The sequence below is a fragment of the Rheinheimera faecalis genome (genome assembly GCF_021290965.1).
Taxonomy (GTDB): Bacteria; Pseudomonadota; Gammaproteobacteria; order Enterobacterales; family Alteromonadaceae; genus Pararheinheimera; species Pararheinheimera faecalis.
Genome location: NZ_JAJOYT010000011.1, coordinates 1 through 19,244 on the forward strand (window position 1 = coordinate 1; position 19,244 = coordinate 19,244).

A 19,244-nucleotide genomic window follows, 5' to 3' on the forward strand; every position below is an offset into this window, starting at 1 on the left:
AGGGCATGGGCGAGTGGGATATCCTCAAGCGAATAAGTCGCACCAACATAGGGTTTCAACTGACCACGTTCTATCAGTCGGCTCAATTCATCAAGCTTTCCGCGGTTTTGTCTTGTGAATACAAAGTGATAACTCGCGTTTTTCCCCCAGGCTTCAATTAAATTCTGAGGCGTCGCGATGTCTACTATGCTCACCACCCGGCCCAGCTGAGCCAACGTATGCGGGCTATGCGACAAGGTATCTCCGCCAATGGTGTCGAGCACTACATCAACCCCCTGGCCATCGGTTTCGCGCATAATGATGTCGGCATAATCCTCATTTTTGTAGTCGATAGTGACATCTGCTCCCAAACTTTTTGCGAACTCGAAGTTTGTTTTGCGTACTGTTGTGAATACTCTGGCCCCTATTGCTTTTGCAAGTTGAATAGCTATGTGTCCAACCCCTCCGGCACCACCGTGGATCAGAATACTTTCACCCACTTTTAATCCGGCTCGCTCTACCAGTGCTTCCCATACAGTTCCGCCCACCAGAGATAGGCTTGCTGCCTCCAGATGGTTTAATGCAGCAGGTTTTTTTCCGATAATTTTTTCATCGGCAACGTGATACTCAGCATAACTGCCTTGTCCACCGAATATCTGTGCGGTATACCAAACTTCATCGCCAGGGGCGAAGCCTGTTACGCCCGGGCCAACGGCTTCGACTACTCCTGAAATGTCGTGACCGGTAATGGCGGGTAGTGGCACCAGATCAGGATAATCTCCGCAGCGGACTTGATAATCCAATGGATTGATGGAGGTTGCATACACCTTCACCAGCACTTGTCCTGCTTGTGGTACTGGTTTGGCTAGATCGCAAAGTTCAAATGCTTCCGGGCCACCAAATGATTTAAGTACTATCGCTTTCATATTACACCTCGTTTCGGTAAAAAGGGATATCGGTAATTCTCGATGTGTGGTTATAAAAAATTACAGTTCTCTGCCTATAAGCTCGGCAAGAGCACTGATGGTTGCTTCGTTTCGTTTGTAATAGGTCCACTGGCCAATGCGCCTGACTTCAACCAAGCCTGCACGTTGCAGAGTGGCAAGATAATCAGATACGGTTGACTGAGACAGCCCCACACCTTCCTGAATACTACTTACACAAACACCCACAATATTTACATCACCTTCATCCTGAGGAGGAAAGTTTTTTGCGGGGTCCTTCAAACCTTTCACGATGTCGAGTCGTGTACGATTTGAGAGGGCTTTGAATATTTCTAGTAGTTCCATGCTGACATGATATCGAGATTTATCGATATGTCAATGGCGGGGTGGCAATTAAAGATTTAAATAGAATATAACCCCTTTTTCAGGGGCCAAAGCAAAGCCATCTCCTATGGAGATGGCTTTTTGCTTTCTGTGGCTGAGTGGTTATTTAGTTGTGGCTTCTGCCGCTTCAACAATCAGCTTTGCAACCTGCTCAGGTTTAGATGTCATCACTACATGAGAGGCATCTTTGATTTCAACAATCTTTTTAGCACCAGCACGCTCAGCCATAAATTTCATTGCAGCAGCAGGGATGTTTTTATCGGCAGTGCCGTAAATAGCCCATGACGGAATTTTTTTCCAGGCTGGAGCTCCTGAAGCTTCATGCAATGCTGCTTCAGTCACAGGGCGCTGGGTGGCGGCCATTAAAGATGCTTCTGCTGCAGGTACGTCTGCTGCAAACTGAGCACCGAATTTATCCTGTTGGATATATAAATCTTTATTACCATCTTTTAATGCCACAGGAGCCGCAAGGGTTGGGCCTAAAGTACCGCCTGGGTAACGTCCGGATAACTCGGCAATATTTTCGCCTTGTTCAGGAGCAAAAGCTGCTACATAAACTAAAGCTTTTACTTTTGCTTGATCGGCTGTCACGTTGCTGATCACTGAGCCACCGTAAGAGTGACCTACTAAAACTACGGGTCCTTTCGTGTTTGCTACTACATCTTGCAGATAAGCTGCATCGCTTTTTACACTGCGCAGTGGGTTAGCGACTGCAATCACCGGGTAACCTTGTTCGCGAAGTTCAGCGACTACGCCATTCCAGCTGGATGATTCAGCAAAGGCGCCGTGTACTAATAACACTGTTGGTTTTTCAGCAGCAAAAGCTGCGGCGCCAAAGGTCAGGCCAAATGTTGCGATAGCTGTGGTTAATAAACGTGATTTGAAATTAGTCATGTTAGTTTCCTTTTGGATTTGCAAGCTTAGTTAGTTGGTTGCGCTCTTGTTGGTGCGCTTACCTGTTTAGTTTTTCGCTCGCTTCAGGCAAGGGGGTTTTGTTGTTTTCCCCTTGGTAGCGGCTGTGATTATAGTAAGCCGCCTTGCTTTCCTTTTGGGTTCAAATAGTCTAAGTTATGCAACAGATCGTCTAATTTTGCTTTGTTTAGCAAAAAGTGTATATCCAAAGTAATTGGAGTTGCAGCAAGGCGACAAGTAAACGAGGCCCCATGAACATAGTAAGCCTATGTGATTGGGGTGAGAGCGCGCGGTCAACGCCGCTGCGGCTTCAAAAACGAAGGATATTTTATGGATAGGTTATCTACGTTGTTGGCCCAATTTGGCATGCACGCAACCACCATCTTCGGTGGTGTGCTCAGTACTGAAATTAGTTTTGATGTCACAGACAGAACAGCCAAGCTACATTTGCTGCGCTCTGGTGATGCGGTACTGCAACTGGATCAACAAAAAACCGTGCATATCACAGAGCCAAGCTTGTTATTTATTCCAAGGCCTTGTAGTCATAGTCTGAATGTCGCGCAAGTGCCGAAATCAGATCAACAAGTTGAGTTGGTATCTGCTGCACTGAGCTTTGATGGGGGGCTGGATAACCCCCTGACCACGGCTTTGCCTGCTTATGTGCTAATGCCTTTGGCTGAAATGTCTATGCTCAGTGGTAACCTTGATTGGTTATTTGACGAAGCTTTTGCACAGCATTGTGGCAAAAATGCCGTACTCAACCGCTTGTTTGAACTGGTGGTGATCCAATTGCTGCGTTATATGATGGCCAACCGCAGTGTATCGACCGGTATGATGGCGGGGCTTGCAGATTTACGGCTGTCAAAGGCTGTGACTTTAATGCATGACCAGCCAGCTAAAGCCTGGTCTGTGGCTGAGCTGGCCACTGCTGCCAGTATGTCCAGAGCCAGTTTTGCTGCCAAGTTTCATAAAGTGGTAGGAATTACGCCCGCTGATTATCTGGTGAGCTGGCGGGTGAGCCTGGCACAAAAACTATTAAGGGAAGGCCGTCCTATAGCCTTGATAGCAGATGAAGTGGGTTATGAAAGCCCATCGGCTTTGGCCCGAACCTTCAGGCGCAAAACCGGCAACAGCCCAAGAGAGTGGTTGCAGTTGCAGACTCATTAATTTAGTTGTAACCGGGCTGGTGTTACTTCATAGATATGAAAAAGCCCATAATGACATGGGCTTTGCTTTGTTATTAAACCAGTTTAAAAAATGAGAGGGCAACGATCAGATTGATTCTGAAGAAACTGCTGGTTGTTCCTGCTCTGTTTCTTTGTGCTTCTTTTTGTAATTCTGTGCAAAAGTTAAAATCACCATACTAATGCTGCCAAAAATCAAAAAGCCGGCTGTTACAGGAATTAGCGTACCGTTGTACATCTGCCCTATGATGGTGCCTATGCTCATCGACATAATGGACGATGTAGAGCCAATAATGGCAGCCGCTATACCAGCCACGTGTCCCATAGGCTCCATTGCCATGGCGTTGATATTGCCAAACACCAGACCAAAGCAGAAAAACAGCACTGAAGCGTAAATAACAAACATCCATAATTGCACCTCAACAGCCAGATGCAATGCTAAAAATAGCGCTGAGCTGATAATAATGCCCCAGACGGCTCGGTTAGATAAATGCTGCATGCCCCATTTTTGCACCAGACGGGAATTGACCAGAGAGGCCGCGCCAAAGACTAAGGCCAGCAAGCCAAAGTACAAAGTAAAGAGCTCACCTGTTTTAAATAAGTCCTGGAAAATCTGCTGCGACGAATTCAGATAACCAATAAAGCTGCCAAAAAATAAACCCATACAAATCATGTAGCACACCGTAGGGACGTTGCTGATGACTTCTTTAAAGCCTTCAGCAAAACCCTTAGTACTCATGGCAATACGATGTTCTTTTGGTAGCGTTTCCTCAAGGCGGCAGAAAATCCATACCATGATCAGCAGCGCATAAAATACATAAAGGATAAAAATATCGCGCCATGAACCTATCCATAACACTGCCTGACCCAGGCTTGGCGCTAAAGCTGGCACCATGACAAAAATCATCATCACCAGCGACATAATACGCGCCATATCATTGCCGGAGTATTTATCCCGCACTATGGAAATAGCGGATACATAAGGGCCAGATACGCCTAAACCCTGCACAAAACGGCCAAATAATAAGGTGTTGATATCGGTGGCAAAATAACAAATCACAGTACCAACTAAAAACAGCACTATGCCGCCGTTTAAAACTTTCTTACGGCCTGTGGCATCGGACAAAGGACCACAAATCAGCTGGCCTATAGCCATACCAAAAAACAAGGCACTGACCACCAACTGCGCCTGATTGGGATGACTCATTGCAATATCTGCACGAATAGCGTCCAAAGCAGGCAATAAGGCATCAATAGAGATGGCAACAATGGACATTAAAAGTGCCACCAGCAAAGTAAATTCGCCGGCAGAAATACGCGATTTAGGCGCATGAGTGGAGTAATCAGACATTCACAGCATTCCTTGTTTAAAACGGCCCGAAAAAAGGCGGTGGTAGTTTACCTGCTTTAGCGGGCTGGGGTGGTGGCAAATCTAAACAAATTTGGCAGTAGTCGGTTGCAGATGAGGTTAATCGACAGGAATTGGAGTTATTTTTCAGCAAGACTTACAGAATTTTTAACGCAAGGCGTCAAGTAGGCCCCAGAGGTTCTGGCCACTAAGGCTTACGCTATAAGCACAACACCTAATTATTGCTGATTAATTGCAACACAGGTTGCGCCCGACGGCCAAAATAGATTTGAAAGGTTTCTTGCTGGCCAGCTCCCAATGTCAGCTCGAATGACAGCGGATAGATACGGCTGCAGTCCGCCATGATGGCCACTAAATGTTCCTGATTAAACATACGTTGGCCACCGGCACCATTCGTCACGGTAATAGTGGCCATACGCTCACCATTATCCGAAGCCAGCAAGGCATAGTGATCCAACAGCAGGTCGCTGCGTCTGGGTACCACGTCTTTATCACGCTGGCAATTGAGTTCTACATTCTGAAAGGGTGAAGGTTCAAATCGAAGTACCTGATCTCTGTCCGGCTCATAAGCATTCACACTGGTACTCAGCAGGGCCAACAACAACCACTTTTTCATGACCACCTCAAAGTTGCAAAAAAGTTACATTAACGGATTTATATGACGTTGCCAATAATGGGGCAAGTTCTAAACACAAAAATGTGGCAGATTCTGTCTCACGCTTATGTGCTGTAAAGCCTTCGAGGGTCCTCCCTGCTGAGATTATCGGCCTAACCCTTGCTGCAACCAATCCAGTAGTAAGCGCACTTTGACGGGCAAATGTCGGTTCAGCGGATACAAAGCCCAGATACCTTCGTCGGATGGTTGTTGCTCAGGTAGTAGGGCAACTAAACGTCCGTCTTCCAAAAATGGCTTTAGGTAATAATCCGGCAGTTGAGTGATGCCTAAACCTTTGAGTACCGCTTCTGTTAAAGCCACGCCGCTATTACAACGTAAATAAGGCTGGGGCTTAAATTGCAGTTTTTGGCCTTGCTGTTCAAAACGCCAGAAATCGACAGAGCCGACTAAACAGCGGTGTTGATGCAGTTCAGCCACACTAGCTGGGGTGCCGAATTTTTGCAGGTAGTCGGGGCTGGCGCATAAATACAAGGTGCGTTTGCCTAAGGCCTTGGCCTGTAGGCTGGAATCGTTAAGAGTTCCTAAGCGTATGGCGCAATCAAAACCGCCTTGCACTAGATCCAGTTGATCGTTAGTTAACTGCAAGTCCAGCTGTACTTTGGGGTAACGTAATAGAAATTCATGCAGCAAAGGTGCAATAAACTGCTCGCCATAATACACAGGGGCGGTAATTTTTATCGCGCCTGAAGGTTCGTGCTGCAGGCTGGTGATCTGCTGATTAGCTTGGTGCAATCCGTTGACCAAAGCCCGGCAATGTTGGTAATACAAAGTACCTTGTTCAGTGAGCCGTACCTGGCGGGTGGTGCGAAGTACCAGTTTGCAGTTCAGTCGCTGCTCTAATTGCAGTACTGTGCGACTGACCTGAGCCACAGAAATCGCTAAGACTTTGGCTGCTTTAGAAAAACTGCCAAGTTCTGCTACCGCAACAAATTCGCTGATGCCTTGCCATTCTTTCATTTATGCAAAACTCATTTGTTATTTGCAGGGATTATCTTCGATTAAGAAAAAATTACAATGGGTTATACCCGTCGTAATTGAAGCCGCAGCTTTGTTGACTTCGTGCTCTCGCCCCAGTCACATAGGTTAACTATGCTCCTGGGGACTCACGCTCTTGTCGCCGCCCTGCAACTTCAAGTTACTTGTGTATATACTCAGGGGCAACTAAGACTGGAGAATTCAGATGAAAATGATCAAAACACGTGCTGCTGTGGCCTGGGGCCCGGGTCAACCGTTAAAAATTGAAGAAGTGGATTTAATGCCACCACAAAAAGGCGAAGTGCTGGTGCGTATAGTGGCAACCGGTGTGTGCCATACCGATGCTTATACCTTGTCGGGTCAGGATTCTGAAGGCAAATTCCCTTGTATTCTGGGCCATGAAGGTGGTGGTGTGGTTGAAGCTATAGGCGAGGGCGTCACCAGCGTGGCTGTTGGCGATCATGTGATCCCTTTGTATACGCCTGAATGCGGTAAATGTAAATTCTGTTTATCCGGTAAAACGAACTTGTGTCAGGCCATTCGCGCCACCCAAGGTCAGGGTTTAATGCCGGATGGCACCACACGTTTTTCTAAAGACGGCCAGCCTATTTATCACTATATGGGCACTTCTACTTTTTCTGAATACACTGTGCTGCCGGAAATTTCGTTAGCCAAAATTAATAAAGCTGCACCTTTAGAAAAGGTCTGTTTATTAGGTTGTGGCGTAACGACCGGCATGGGCGCTGTGATGAATACCGCCAAAGTGAAAGAGGGTGATACTGTTGCTGTCTTTGGTTTAGGTGGCATAGGTTTATCTGCCATTATTGGTGCTGTGATGGCCAAAGCCAGCCGCATTATTGCCATCGACATCAACGAGTCTAAGTTTGATATTGCCCGTCAGTTGGGCGCGACTGATGTGATTAACCCAAAGAATTTCGACAAGCCTATTCAGGATGTCATTGTTGAAATGACAGACGGCGGCGTTGATTTCTCTTTTGAATGTATTGGTAATGTCAACGTGATGCGTTCGGCTTTAGAGTGCTGCCATAAAGGCTGGGGCGAGTCGGTGATTATTGGTGTGGCACCTGCTGGTGCTGAAATATCTACCCGACCATTTCAGTTAGTCACAGGTCGGGTATGGCGTGGTACTGCTTTTGGTGGTGTCAAAGGCCGCTCTGAATTACCGGACTACGTGGAGCGTTATTTAAAAGGTGAGTTTGAACTCGATACCTTTATCACGCACACCATGCCGTTGGAGCAAATCAACGAAGCCTTTGATTTGATGCATGAAGGCAAGTCCATCCGGACCGTTATTCACTTTTAATTTCATTAAAAGCCCGGCTTGCCGGGCTTTCTTTGCACAAGGATAAAGCAATGACGTTAATTCAGTTATCCGAACATAAAGTGTTTGCTGGCCGCCAGATTAAATATCAGCATCACTCAGATTCAGTCAAAGGTGTAATGCACTTTTCTGTCTATTTGCCGCCAGCGGCTGAAAAACAAAAAGTGCCGGTGCTGTATTGGTTATCAGGTTTAACCTGTACTGACGAAAACTTCTCAGTCAAAGCTGGTGCACAGCGTGTAGCAGCAGAGCTTGGCATAGCCTTAGTGATCCCGGACACCAGCCCACGAGGCGAGCAGGTTGCAGATGATGCCGCTTATGATTTAGGTCAGGGCGCAGGTTTTTATGTCAATGCGACACAAGAGCCCTGGGCTGCTCATTATCAGATGTACGACTATATCAGTCGCGAACTTCCTGCTTTAGTGGAAGCACATTTACCAGTCACAAAAGCGAAAGCCATCAGCGGTCATTCGATGGGTGGCCATGGTGCTTTGGTGATTGCTTTACGTGAAGCAGGAGCTTACCGCTCAGTGTCGGCCTTTTCTCCTATTTGTCAGCCTACAGAATGTGACTGGGGCAAAAAGGCTTTTAGTGCGTATCTTGGCAGCGATCAAAGCCAGTGGTTGCAATACGACGCGAGTTTCTTGCTGGCGCAAAAACAAAGCAGTTTGCCGATGTTAATCGATCAGGGCGAGGGCGATCAGTTTTACCCGTCACAGCTTCGCACTGAATCTTTGATGGAAGCTAATCAGCGCAGCCAAAGTGGCGCGCAAATTCGCCTGCAACCTGGTTACGATCACAGCTACTTTTTTATCAGCAGCTTTATTGAAGAACATCTGCGTTTTCATGCAAGGCACTTAAAAGGTTAAGTGGAATTTTTGCTTGCCCAAATTCCCCAAGCGCAGCTAAAATAGCGGCGCGCTTAGGGGAGTAATTTACAAAACCGCCAGGTTTTGTGTTGTTGTCAACATACTTGTACCTCACTGTACATGGCAACAACGTCCCGTTGATCGTCGCTGATCAGGTATTAATGAGACCTAAGACAACGTACTAACCCCAGGCGGGAGTTGGTTTGTTGTCTTATGTTTAGTTTTCCCGCCAGGTGCAGTTTATGTTTTTTGATGCCTTTGTTGCCTCCTTCGCTTCTGTTGCTGTTGCAGAGATCGGCGATAAAACTCAGCTTTTGTCTTTATTCCTTGCGGCCCGCTTTCGCTCCCGTGGCGCTATAATTGCCGGTATTCTGGTGGCTACCTTATTAAATCATGCCGCATCCGCCTGGTTTGGAGCCTGGGTGGCGCAGTTTATCCCTGAAGGTTGGCATGCCTGGTTGTTAGGTGGCTCTTTTATTGCCGTGGCTTTGTGGTTACTTATTCCTGATAAAGACGACAGCGAAGAAGTCAGTGTTTTAAAATACGGTGCCTTTTTTGCCAGCTGTATTTTATTTTTCCTGGCAGAAATTGGCGATAAAACTCAGGTGGCTACTGTACTGCTGGCTGCCACTTACCCTGAAACCTGGCAGGTGATTTTAGGCACCACCATTGGCATGCTGGCAGCCAATGTACCAGTGGTTTATGCCGGTAGCTGGTTGCTGGAACGTATTTCGTTAGACTGGGCGCGCCGTGTCGCTTGTGCGATCTTTATGCTGCTGGGTGTCATCACCATTCTGATGTACTAGTGCTTTTAAGTGGCAGCCTCTATGCTAAAGCCGGTTTAGCTTGAGTAAGAGGCTGCAATGAAATTGTTTTTATCTCTGGTGTCTTTAGTTTGTTATTCGGTGCAGGCTCAGTGTGAACTCAGCTCGCTTGAACCATTAATAGGGCAGTGGCAGGCACAGACTAAAAAATCTGTAGTAAGCGAAAGCTGGCACAAAGTCTCAGATCAAAGCTTTGAAGGGCTTGGAAACACCCATGATCTAGCAGGTGCTCTGAAAGATAGTGAAGAATTACGCTTAGTGCAGATGCGAGGCAAGGTCTTTTATCTTGCGAAAGTAAAACACAACCCGCTGCCAGTGGCCTTTGCATTAATCTCCTGTCAAAACAATAGATTCCGCTTTGAAAATAAAAACCATGACTTTCCAAAACAGCTTGATTATCAACTACTGTCTGCTGATTTTTTACAAGTGGATGTCAGCGATGGCGCTGGACAAGGCTTTCGGCTAAATTTTAATAGACATCACAGAGGGAACTGATGAGTTCAACGTTGAATGAATCTGTAATAAATCCGATTAACGACTTCTTTGCGGCATTTTCGGATGAACGCCATTACCTTAGGCAGCTTCAGCCTCTAAAGGAGTCGAGGTTTATTGCATTTGCTAGAGACCGCGGTGTTTATTTAGGAGGCGTTATTAAGGGGGGACCAACGGAATTTTTCGAAAATGGCCTGCTTGATGTCGAAAAAATAGCCGAAGATGGTTCTCTGTATTTTCATCCATTCCAATTTTACTCCGCTTTTAGGCTTGAAAAGCTAAAAAGAGAATCAGGCAATGCTCGAAAGGCTGACTGGTTGTCTAAAGATCCGTCGCTTCAAGAAGCTGCTTCGGCACTGGCAGTAAGGAATAATAAACTTGTTAAGATGGCTATGATTTTGGAACCTGCTTACTGGCCTTACGTTACAGGTCACCAATCATTGCCGTATTGGTCTGCCAATAATGATGAAGCTTTCTATCAAAGAAAATCTGATTATGGGTCTAAAGTTAAAAACTTAGTCAAAAATCTAGATGTGTTTGAGTGGCAAAAGTATCACCGCCAACTGAGAGTTGATGCTGCCAAGTTGGATAATAATGGAGAGCTCTATTTATTGTTACGGCTTTCAATTTGGAAGAAAAGAGAGAAATTAACAGGATATATTTCTGGAGCTCTGTGGATTCGTCATATTGCTGAGATTATTCGGCGTGTGTTTGAAGACGTTCACCAATGCGTTTGGGATGAAGAAGATCAAGCGTTTGGCTGGTGGCTTGAGGGGGGGCGAAAAGTAGCTTTTGGGGCTGCAAGACCTTTGGATTTGCCTGGACATTCTCGTACTCGTATAGTGACTGGTTTTGGATTAGCCACAGGAAGTTGCGTTAGATGGTATGTTGAAGGTGAAACTGAGCTCGCTGCAGTAAAAAGAATTATCCCGAAGCCTGAACTCAAAAACATAGAGCTTATTAACTTAAAAGGAAATTTCAGAACGGGGAAGTCTAATATTGCGATGAAACTCGTAGATTTTCTAACTGAAGACATTATTCAACGAAGATTAAGCATCATATCGTTCGATCAAGATGTTGCAGATAATGTGAAAACTATCAAAGGATTTATCCAAAGAGGGGAGTTTATTGGACTCATCTTTGCTAATGCACCAGATTTTGAATTTCAAAACTTTTCGTTAAAAGAATTGATTGATATAGCGATTATTGTGGACGAAGACGATGGATTCGATAGCAGACATTTTCTTGAATCAGATTGGTCCGGTGTTAATAGTGGGAAAACGTTTGAAAATAGATACAAGGATTTGTCGTCTAGAAAGGAAAGCCTTAAAGGCGAGAAATGGGGTGCGGCTTTAGGCACTTACGCCCTGGATAACCAACAGCGTGAAGACAATGGAGAAGAAAGATCTTTCATTAAATCAATACGCGAAGCTTCTCGAGCAAGACTATCAAACTATGATTTGTTTAAAGAATGCTATACATGTGATCCAGACAGCTTTGAAATTAAGGCTCTTCCGGATAAGTATTGAGGGATGAACATTCGAGTCTTGGGTTGTCTTGTTGAAGGGATTTATCGCCTTTCTTGTTAGCAACAGATATAATGCGCGGCCATTTTTGGCAGGCAAAAACCGAGTGAAACAACAGATGCAAATGAATCAGGCCCCTTTAAGAAAATCCGCAGCAGTGGACCGCATGGCGGCCGAGCGGGGATTATTTTCTTATCCTAAATACTGGGCTGAGTCCTTTGGTACTGCACCATTTTTGCCAATGAGCCGGGCCGAGATGAAACAACTGGGCTGGGGCAGCTGCGATATTATTCTTGTGGTCGGCGACGCTTATGTCGACCACCCGAGTTTTGGTATGGCTGTTGTAGGCCGTATGCTGGAAAGCCAGGGTTTTCGGGTGGGTATGATTGCTCAGCCTGACTGGTCGTCCAAAGATGCTTTTATGACGCTTGGCAAACCCAATCTGTTTTTTGGTGTTTCTGCCGGCAATATGGATTCGATGATTAACCGCTATACAGCGGATAAAAAATTACGTCACGACGATGCCTACACGCCAGGCAATGAAGGCGGCAAACGACCTGATCGCGCAGTGCTGGTCTATTCTCAGCGCTGTAAAGAAGCCTACAAAGATGTGCCTGTAATCATTGGTGGTATTGAGGCCAGCCTGCGCCGTATCGCCCATTATGACTACTGGCAGGAAAAAGTTCGTCGCTCCATTATTTTTGATGCCAAAGCCGAGATGTTGATTTACGGCAATGCCGAACGTCCGCTGATTGAAGTGGCACATCGTATTGCCAATGGCGAAGATATCAATACGCTGCATGATATTCGTGGTACAGCTGTGATCCGCAAAGAGCCTTTACCGGGTTGGCGTGGCGTCGATTCCACCGCTATTGATAAAGTCGGAAAAATTGACCCTGTGCCTAATCCTTATGGTGCAGATGATGTGGGTTGTGGCACCTTTTCTGAGTTTGCACAACAGGGTATTGATTTAAGCAAAGCGCCAGAAGTGGAAGCCAAGCCGATACTGGTGCAGCCGCCACGGCAAAAACCATGGGAAAAAACTTACGTCAAACTGCCGGCTTTTGAGCAGGTCAGTGTCAATAAGTCGTTGTATGCCCACGCTTCACGTATTTTGCACCAGGAAACTAACCCGGGTTGTGCCCGCGCTATTTACCAGCGCCATGGTGACCGTCATTTATGGGTGAATCCTCCTGCATTCCCACTGACTACTGAAGAGATGGATGGCGTGTTTGGCCTGCCTTATCAACGTGTGCCGCACCCTGTGTATGGCAAGGCGAAAATCCCTGCCTATGAGATGATTAAAACTTCGGTCAACATTATGCGTGGCTGTTTTGGTGGCTGTTCTTTTTGTTCTATTACAGAACACGAAGGCCGCGTGATCCAAAGCCGTTCGCAGGAATCGATTTTAAAAGAAATTAAAGAAATTCGTGACAAAGTGCCTGGTTTTACCGGCGTGATCTCGGATTTGGGCGGCCCAACCGCCAATATGTATCGCTTACGTTGTAAAAATCCAAAGGCAGAGCAAACTTGTCGCCGGCCTTCTTGTGTGTATCCAACCATTTGTGAACATATGGATACGGATCAAAGCCCGACTGTGGATTTATACCGTGCTGCCCGTAAAGTGGATGGTATTAAAAAGATTCTGGTAGCATCCGGCGTTCGTTACGATTTAGCTGTTGAAGATCCAAACTACGTTAAAGAGTTAGTACAGCACCATGTCGGTGGTTATTTAAAAATAGCCCCTGAGCATACCGAAACCGGACCATTGTCGAAGATGATGAAGCCAGGCATGGGGGCCTATGACAAGTTTAAAGAAATGTTCGACCGCTTCAGCCGTGAAGCCGGTAAAGAGCAATATCTTATCCCGTACTTCATTTCAGCGCATCCTGGTACTACAGACAAAGACATGGTGAATTTAGCACTCTGGCTGAAAGAACGTGATTTTAAACTGGATCAGGTGCAGAACTTCTACCCAAGTCCTATGGCGAACGCGACCACCATCTATCACACCGAGATGAACTCGCTAAAGAATATCAAAGGCAATACCGAAGTGGTGCCTGTGCCTAAAGGTGAACGTCAGCGCCGCTTACATAAAGCCTTGTTGCGTTACCATGATCCAAAAGGCTGGCCGATGATCCGCGAAGCTTTAGTCAAAATGGGCTTAAAGCACCTGATTGGCAGAAGCAAAGGTTGTCTGGTGCCTGAAGAAGGCAAAGAGGACATGTTCCTGCGTAACATCAAAGTACCAGGCAAAAAGCCAGGTCAGGTGGCGTTAACCCGTCACACAGGTGTCAACCCTGCAGCCAAAGCGGTGGAGAAAATTAAACGTTCATCCGGTAAACCATCCTTTAGCAAAAAAGCAAAGGGTTAAAACAATGGCAATGAAAGCCGTACTTGAAACTCCTCGGTTAATCTTACGTGCTTTTATGTTGGATGATGTGGATGCGATGTACCAGCTGATGACAGTGCCAGACGTAATTCGTTATGTCGGTAATAAACCCGCGCAGTCGAAACAAGACACGCTGGATTATCTGATGCAGCATCCACTGCGGGATTATCAGGTCTATGGTTATGGTCGTTTTGCCTGTGTCTGGAAAGAAACTGGCCAGGTGATAGGTTTTAGTGGCATTAAGTTTTTGGAAGAGATTTCTGAAACTGAGCTTGGTTATCGTTTTTTACCAGAGTTCTGGGGCAAGGGGTTGGCTACAGAAGCCGGCAAGGCTGTCATTCAGTTTGCACAGGGCTTAGGTCTGAAAAGATTAGTGGCTGTGATCCATCCACAAAACGAGGGTTCTCAGCAGGTGGCCACTAAATTAGGCTTTGCTCTGGAAGGTAAAACAGAATTATCTTTGATTGAACATCAGGATTTATTGCTTTTTTCCAGAACCATCTAAGTTTTTATAGTCTAAACGCCAGAGCCTGGGCTCTGGCTTATTATTTCCCTGCGCCATTTAAACAAGCCGCTTTAGTACTGATTCAGGCTCTGTTAAACTTTGCCGCCTTTTGATTGGAGTTCGTATGGCGTTGAAGTTTCAGCTCAATTTACAATCTGTTGCTGCACAGTGGCTGATCTGCCTGCTGGTGGCTCTTGCTGCTATTTTTGCTTATCAGGCCAAACCCTGGCTGGCATTTGCTCTGCTGCCTGAGCCTATGACTCAATCTCAATTAAAGCAAGCCAATGATTTTGAAGCTAAAAACCCAGAAGCGGCTCAGTTGATCCATGCTTATTTAAGTATTCGTGCTTTAATGGCAGAAGAAAATACTCTATTGGAGCAACATGCACAGTGGGATGCTCAGGACAGAGATGAAGGCTGGGCTGATGCGACTGAATACCTGCTGGCGCATTTGGCTGTAACCACCACCAATAACGAATTACGTATTCTTGACAGCGAATGCCGCAATACTTTGTGTCAGGTCAAATTGATGGCGCCGACACCTCTGACCAAAGAGTTCACTGCTAAAATTCTCGATTACGCCAAAGTATTGAAAGCCGGTGAGTTGGAATATGACGATTTAGAGAGTTTACCAGGCGCAGTGTTATTAAAACTTAAAGCCAATAAAAGATATAAGTTTGATGATGCGACCACCAAAGATCTATGGCCAGAAGAGCGGAAGCAATGGGAACAGGAGCTGAAAACATGGTACACAAAATAAAATATCCGGCAGTTTTTATTCTGGTGTATCTGCTTTGTGCTTTGATTGATTTTGGCACTACTTATTACCGTCAGGCGAAAATCCCTGTGACTGAACACAGCAGCGCTGAGTTGTCCGAAGCTATGCAGAAGTTGATGCAGCAGCATCGTCTGACGGGGACTGACTTGTCTCAAGCCATCAGCGATGTACAGCAACAGAAAAAGCGTTACCTCGAATAACGCTTTTCTTTCAGTCTTTCAGTCTTTCAGTCAGGCACTTTGTTTAACAACTGAACTGACAACATCCCCAAAGCCCCATATAAAATCTCATCATTAAATAAGCTGATTTCATCGCCGTCCACCATGCTGCCCAGCACATAAAGCAGAGGCAAAAAGTGGTCAGGGTGGGGCACAGACAGTCTGGCCGCTTCGCCTGAATTCTGATACTGAGCTATAGCATCGAAGTTTTTTGTCAGTAAAAACTCTTTGATCTGTTGGTTAAATTGCTCTGCCCACAAAGGTGGCCTGGTGCTTTGCCAGTCCAGCATTCGCAGGTTATGCACCACATTGCCAGAGGCTACAATCATTACGCCTTGTTGGCGCAGCGGCTCCAGCTTTTTTGCAAGCTCTAAATGCGCAGCAGGGCTTAAATCTTTGTCCAGACTCAACTGCACCACAGGGATATCGGCGTTCGGAAACATATGCATCAGCACAGACCAGGCTCCGTGATCCAAACCCCAGGTCAAATCCAGCTCCACCGGATGAGGTGCTAATAAAGTTTTGATCTCTGAAGCTAGTTCCGGGCTGCCAGGGGCAGGGTATTGCACCTGGTGTAATTCTTCAGGAAAACCATAAAAATCGTGAATAGTTCTGGGATTCGTCATCGCTGTTACAGCTGTGCCCTGGGTGTACCAGTGTGCAGAGATCATCAAAATAGCTTTAGGTCTGTAACCTTGCACCACAGTTCGCCATTGCTGCACTAAAGTATTGTGTTCCAGCGCATTCATAGGGCTGCCGTGGCCAATAAAAAAGGCAGGTTCAATCGACATCTTATACCTCCACAACCTAAAAACGCAGTATAGAAGCTATAGTATCGATTAAATAGGGTTAAATTGTGCGGTTTTTATTCGATTATTTAGATCAGTTAATTGCTTGCAGCCGCATTGCCCTGATAGATCACCACCTTGTTACGGCCAGTTTTTTTGCCCTGATACAAAGCGATATCTGCGGCGGATTGCCAGCGGACCAGTTCCAGTTGCACATCATCTAATTGAGCTATGCCCAATGTGGCGGTCACAGCAATCTGCTGCTGATCATACTCGATCATCAACTGCATCAGGCTCTGGCGTAATTCCTCACAAATAATTAAAGCCCCCTGGGCAGAGGTTTCAGGTAATAACAAAATAAACTCTTCGCCGCCCCAGCGAGCCAGCACATCGCGTTGACGTAAACGTTGGTTTAATGTTTGCGCCACTTTGCTTAACACCACATCACCTGCATCATGGCCATAGGTGTCATTGATGGTTTTAAAGCGATCAATATCTAACAGCACAAGAGTAAAAGGTGATTTTTGTCGTATGGCCTGACGTTGCAATAATTCAAATTGCTCGGAAAAAGCCAGTCGGTTGGGCAGTCTGGTTAAAAAATCAGTACGGGCTTGCTGATTCAGAGCTAAGTTGGCTTGTTCTAAATCTGTTGTACGTTGCCGAACAAGCTGGTTCAGTCTGGAGTTTTGTTGATGCAGATTACGGGTGCGGATTTGCCAGATCAACCAGACCGCTAACAAGGCTACCAAAGACACAAATAACCAGAGTCGTTTGTCCTGCCACAAAGGGGCAGGGATCACAAAGTACAATCTGGCTGTGCTTTGCTCTGAATGTTCCAGGCTATTTCGTACCTCAAAACTGTAATTCCCCGGCGGCAGTCGGTTGAAGCTGATCTGATTTTGGTGCCCTATAGAATTCCAATCCTGCTCTGAGCCAGAAAGTCGGTATTGATACTGATGACCGTCGCTGAAGTAATACTCCAGAAAGCTAAAGTGAATGCTGATTTCTTTGGTGTGAACTGGTAGCTCCAACGGGGTTTGTACAGAGCTTTGTGGATCCAGCCATTGCGCCTGATCGGCTTTAAGCTTGCTGATCACCATATGGGCGTTAAATTTATAGTCGTGCATCTGGCTGGGTAGAAAGCGGTACAAAGCTTCCGCAGTGCCCAACCAGAATTGACCAGACGCCGTGCGGTTTAGTGCTCTGGTTTCCAGTAGCAGTGGATTGATATTGGCTTTTTCGGCAAAAAGTCTGAAGGTTTTGCTTTCTAAATTCAGTTCTGTCAGACCTCTTTTTGTACTCACCCAAACTGTGCCCGGCTCCTGCGCATTGATAGCGACCACTCTGTTATCAGGTAAACCTTGCTCTACCTGATAAAGTTCACTGTGGTTTTGTTTTAAATCCATAAAAAACAAACCCTGATTGGTACAGACCCAAAACTGGTGTTCATTTACTTTTTCAAGACAAAGCAGAATATCGCTGGGCAGTTTTAACAGGCTGTCGGCACCGCTGTGATAACGGGTGATAAGCCCTGTGCTGCGTTCTAATTGATACAAACCGCTAAAGCGGCTCACCACCCAGAGGCTGTCTGACTGATCGCTGAGAATGCTGATCACAGCATCGCCCGGCTGCGAGGTGATGCTGTAGTATTCAAGTTGTCCTTCCGGGTTTTGTTTCGGCCATTTGATCAAGCCTTTTTCCCAGATCCCAAGCCAGAGCGAACCATCAGGGTCTGCGGCAATAGCTGTTATACCAGCTAATTGTTTGATGGTTTCAGGCAACGTGTGCTGGCTAAAGTCTTGCCCTAAAGCTTCAGACAAAAATAGCCCCAGATCGGTAGCTGCCCAATACTGGCCTTTATGATCACGGGTGACCGTCTGAATTTGATTGTGAGGCCTATGGGTGGGTAACAAATGTTTTTGCCAGTGTTGCTGTTTTATATCGTAACTGAGCAAATCATGATCGACACCCAACCAAATTCTGTCACCAATCATGTTCTGACTATAAATACGGCGTAAAGTGTTGTCCGGCATACCGGGTTTAGGCGGGAATGGCACTGCCACAAAATTCTGTGGCAAAGGATTCATTTTAAAAATTCCCCTATTACGGCTCGCCACCCAAATAACGCCCGTTTGATCTTTAAAAAACTTGCGGATATCTGCTGTTTGCAGAATGTGTTCCGGTGGTGATTTTTGTGCCTCTGTTGTTTTTATGCGGAATAAGCCAGCGCCACTACCCAGCCATAACTGGCCCGGTTCAGGTTCAAATAAGGTATTGATCACACCAAATTCAGCTGCGTACCTGTGAGTAACTTGTCCTAATTCAAAACTAAAGAAAAACAATCCAAGCTGAGTACCAAGCCAAAGGCCTTCTTCAACTAAAAGCAGAGTGCGGATCTCTTTTGGATTCAGGCTGATATCTTCGTCTGCCAACGGAGGCAGTGCCTTGTGCTGCAGCTGTGTTAAATCTTCCGATAAGCTATACAAGCCTTTTGAGGTGGCTAACCACAAGGTGCCATTGGCGGATTGTGTCATTTGCCAGACCCGCACATTCTGCAACATCTCAACCTGATGCAAGCTGTTCTGATCCGCCATTTGAACGTAACGCAAACCCTCTACTGTACCTATCCATACTCTTTGTTGTTTATCTTCAAAAAAGCTTTGCGCTCTGTCTGATGGAAGCTGCAGTGCAGGCGCGGCTTTGCTGTGGTACCGGAGTAGTATGTTGCGATTCTCATCCAATAAAGTCACCCCCTGACCCCAGGTACTGACCCAAATGCGCTGCTGGCTGTCGACAAGCAGCTGATTCACATTGGCCATACCGGATTGGAGTTCGGTGTCTTTTAAGGTTTTCCAGCGGCTTAACTCGTAGCCATCAAAACGTTGCAAACCATCCAGTTCACTGGCAAACCAGATATACCCTTTGTGGTCTTGTTTGATGTCATAACTGATTAAAGGGGCATCAGCATGTTGCTGTGCCAGGGGAGAAAACTGCATAGATGCCAACAAGGTGCAGGGCAGCAGCATCAGCAAAACAGACAGGAAAATACGAATAGAAACTGGATGCATACCAGGAAAAGCCTCTATA

Annotated in this window: 18 protein-coding genes; 10 read left to right on the forward strand and 8 right to left on the reverse strand. The window is 46.1% G+C overall.

The genetic code is table 11. The features are described 5' to 3' along the window. The 3 genes from LSG34_RS16115 to LSG34_RS16125 form a co-directional block, all read right to left on the reverse strand. Nucleotides 1-905: zinc-dependent alcohol dehydrogenase family protein (locus LSG34_RS16115; RefSeq protein ID WP_233010133.1), on the reverse strand; the 905-nt coding region annotated here is incomplete at its 3' end. Nucleotides 906-965: 60 nt separating this feature from the next. After that, a complete protein-coding gene (locus LSG34_RS16120) occupies nucleotides 966-1,268 on the reverse strand; it encodes an ArsR/SmtB family transcription factor (RefSeq protein WP_233010134.1) in 303 nt (100 codons plus the stop codon). A 141-nt stretch (nucleotides 1,269-1,409) separates the two neighbouring features. Continuing rightward, the gene (locus LSG34_RS16125; RefSeq protein ID WP_233010135.1) at nucleotides 1,410-2,201 is read right to left on the reverse strand and encodes an alpha/beta fold hydrolase; all 792 of its coding nucleotides are present in this window, start codon (nucleotides 2,199-2,201) and stop codon (nucleotides 1,410-1,412) included. A 348-nt stretch (nucleotides 2,202-2,549) separates the two neighbouring features. Between LSG34_RS16125 and LSG34_RS16130 the strand changes: the two genes are divergently transcribed. Next, entirely contained in the window at nucleotides 2,550-3,386 is an 837-nt protein-coding gene (locus LSG34_RS16130) for an AraC family transcriptional regulator (protein WP_233010136.1), read from the forward strand. 105 nt (nucleotides 3,387-3,491) lie between these two features. On the opposite strand, the gene LSG34_RS16135 is transcribed toward LSG34_RS16130, so the two are convergent. The 3 genes from LSG34_RS16135 to LSG34_RS16145 all read right to left on the reverse strand — a co-directional run bounded on the left by LSG34_RS16135 (nucleotide 3,492) and on the right by LSG34_RS16145 (nucleotide 6,405). Continuing rightward, nucleotides 3,492-4,754: a multidrug effflux MFS transporter gene (locus tag LSG34_RS16135; RefSeq protein WP_233010137.1), complete on the reverse strand. Its 1,263-nt coding sequence runs from the start codon at nucleotides 4,752-4,754 to the stop codon at nucleotides 3,492-3,494. Between the two features lie 232 nt (nucleotides 4,755-4,986). Next, nucleotides 4,987-5,388 (reverse strand): hypothetical protein, encoded by a 402-nt coding sequence (locus LSG34_RS16140; protein ID WP_233010138.1) that lies wholly within the window; start codon nucleotides 5,386-5,388, stop codon nucleotides 4,987-4,989. A 144-nt stretch (nucleotides 5,389-5,532) separates the two neighbouring features. Next, entirely contained in the window at nucleotides 5,533-6,405 is an 873-nt protein-coding gene (locus LSG34_RS16145) for a LysR family transcriptional regulator (protein WP_233010139.1), read from the reverse strand. A 232-nt stretch (nucleotides 6,406-6,637) separates the two neighbouring features. On the opposite strand from LSG34_RS16145, the gene LSG34_RS16150 reads away from it, so the two are divergent. The 9 genes from LSG34_RS16150 (at nucleotide 6,638) to LSG34_RS16190 (ending at nucleotide 15,351) form a co-directional block, all read left to right on the forward strand. Beyond that, complete coding sequence (locus LSG34_RS16150) at nucleotides 6,638-7,747, forward strand: S-(hydroxymethyl)glutathione dehydrogenase/class III alcohol dehydrogenase (protein WP_436286413.1); 1,110 nt, start codon at nucleotides 6,638-6,640, stop codon at nucleotides 7,745-7,747. A 50-nt stretch (nucleotides 7,748-7,797) separates the two neighbouring features. Beyond that, the gene (gene fghA / locus LSG34_RS16155) at nucleotides 7,798-8,634 is read left to right on the forward strand and encodes an S-formylglutathione hydrolase (protein WP_233010140.1); all 837 of its coding nucleotides are present in this window, start codon (nucleotides 7,798-7,800) and stop codon (nucleotides 8,632-8,634) included. Between the two features lie 242 nt (nucleotides 8,635-8,876). Beyond that, a complete protein-coding gene (locus LSG34_RS16160; protein ID WP_233010141.1) occupies nucleotides 8,877-9,440 on the forward strand; it encodes a TMEM165/GDT1 family protein in 564 nt (187 codons plus the stop codon). Between the two features lie 57 nt (nucleotides 9,441-9,497). Next, nucleotides 9,498-9,953: a DUF6265 family protein gene (locus LSG34_RS16165; RefSeq protein ID WP_233010142.1), complete on the forward strand. Its 456-nt coding sequence runs from the start codon at nucleotides 9,498-9,500 to the stop codon at nucleotides 9,951-9,953. Beyond that, entirely contained in the window at nucleotides 9,953-11,479 is a 1,527-nt protein-coding gene (locus LSG34_RS16170) for a hypothetical protein (protein WP_233010143.1), read from the forward strand. Before LSG34_RS16165 ends, LSG34_RS16170 begins: the two co-directional genes overlap by 1 nt. A gap of 163 nt (nucleotides 11,480-11,642) precedes the next feature. Then, the gene (locus LSG34_RS16175; RefSeq protein WP_233010263.1) at nucleotides 11,643-13,850 is read left to right on the forward strand and encodes a YgiQ family radical SAM protein; all 2,208 of its coding nucleotides are present in this window, start codon (nucleotides 11,643-11,645) and stop codon (nucleotides 13,848-13,850) included. Nucleotides 13,851-13,854: 4 nt separating this feature from the next. Continuing rightward, complete coding sequence (locus LSG34_RS16180; RefSeq protein ID WP_233010144.1) at nucleotides 13,855-14,373, forward strand: GNAT family N-acetyltransferase; 519 nt, start codon at nucleotides 13,855-13,857, stop codon at nucleotides 14,371-14,373. Nucleotides 14,374-14,497: 124 nt separating this feature from the next. Further along, the gene (locus tag LSG34_RS16185) at nucleotides 14,498-15,133 is read left to right on the forward strand and encodes a hypothetical protein (RefSeq protein ID WP_233010145.1); all 636 of its coding nucleotides are present in this window, start codon (nucleotides 14,498-14,500) and stop codon (nucleotides 15,131-15,133) included. Beyond that, nucleotides 15,118-15,351: a hypothetical protein gene (locus LSG34_RS16190; RefSeq protein WP_233010146.1), complete on the forward strand. Its 234-nt coding sequence runs from the start codon at nucleotides 15,118-15,120 to the stop codon at nucleotides 15,349-15,351. Before LSG34_RS16185 ends, LSG34_RS16190 begins: the two co-directional genes overlap by 16 nt. A 26-nt stretch (nucleotides 15,352-15,377) precedes the next feature. Here the strand turns inward: LSG34_RS16190 and ygiD are convergent, their stop codons facing one another. After that, nucleotides 15,378-16,160 carry a 4,5-DOPA-extradiol-dioxygenase gene (gene ygiD, locus LSG34_RS16195; RefSeq protein WP_233010147.1) on the reverse strand — a complete coding sequence of 261 codons (783 nt, stop codon included), beginning with the start codon at nucleotides 16,158-16,160 and terminating at the stop codon, nucleotides 15,378-15,380. A 95-nt stretch (nucleotides 16,161-16,255) separates the two neighbouring features. Beyond that, the gene (locus LSG34_RS16200; RefSeq protein WP_233010148.1) at nucleotides 16,256-19,225 is read right to left on the reverse strand and encodes a ligand-binding sensor domain-containing diguanylate cyclase; all 2,970 of its coding nucleotides are present in this window, start codon (nucleotides 19,223-19,225) and stop codon (nucleotides 16,256-16,258) included. Nucleotides 19,226-19,244 lie beyond the last annotated feature (19 nt).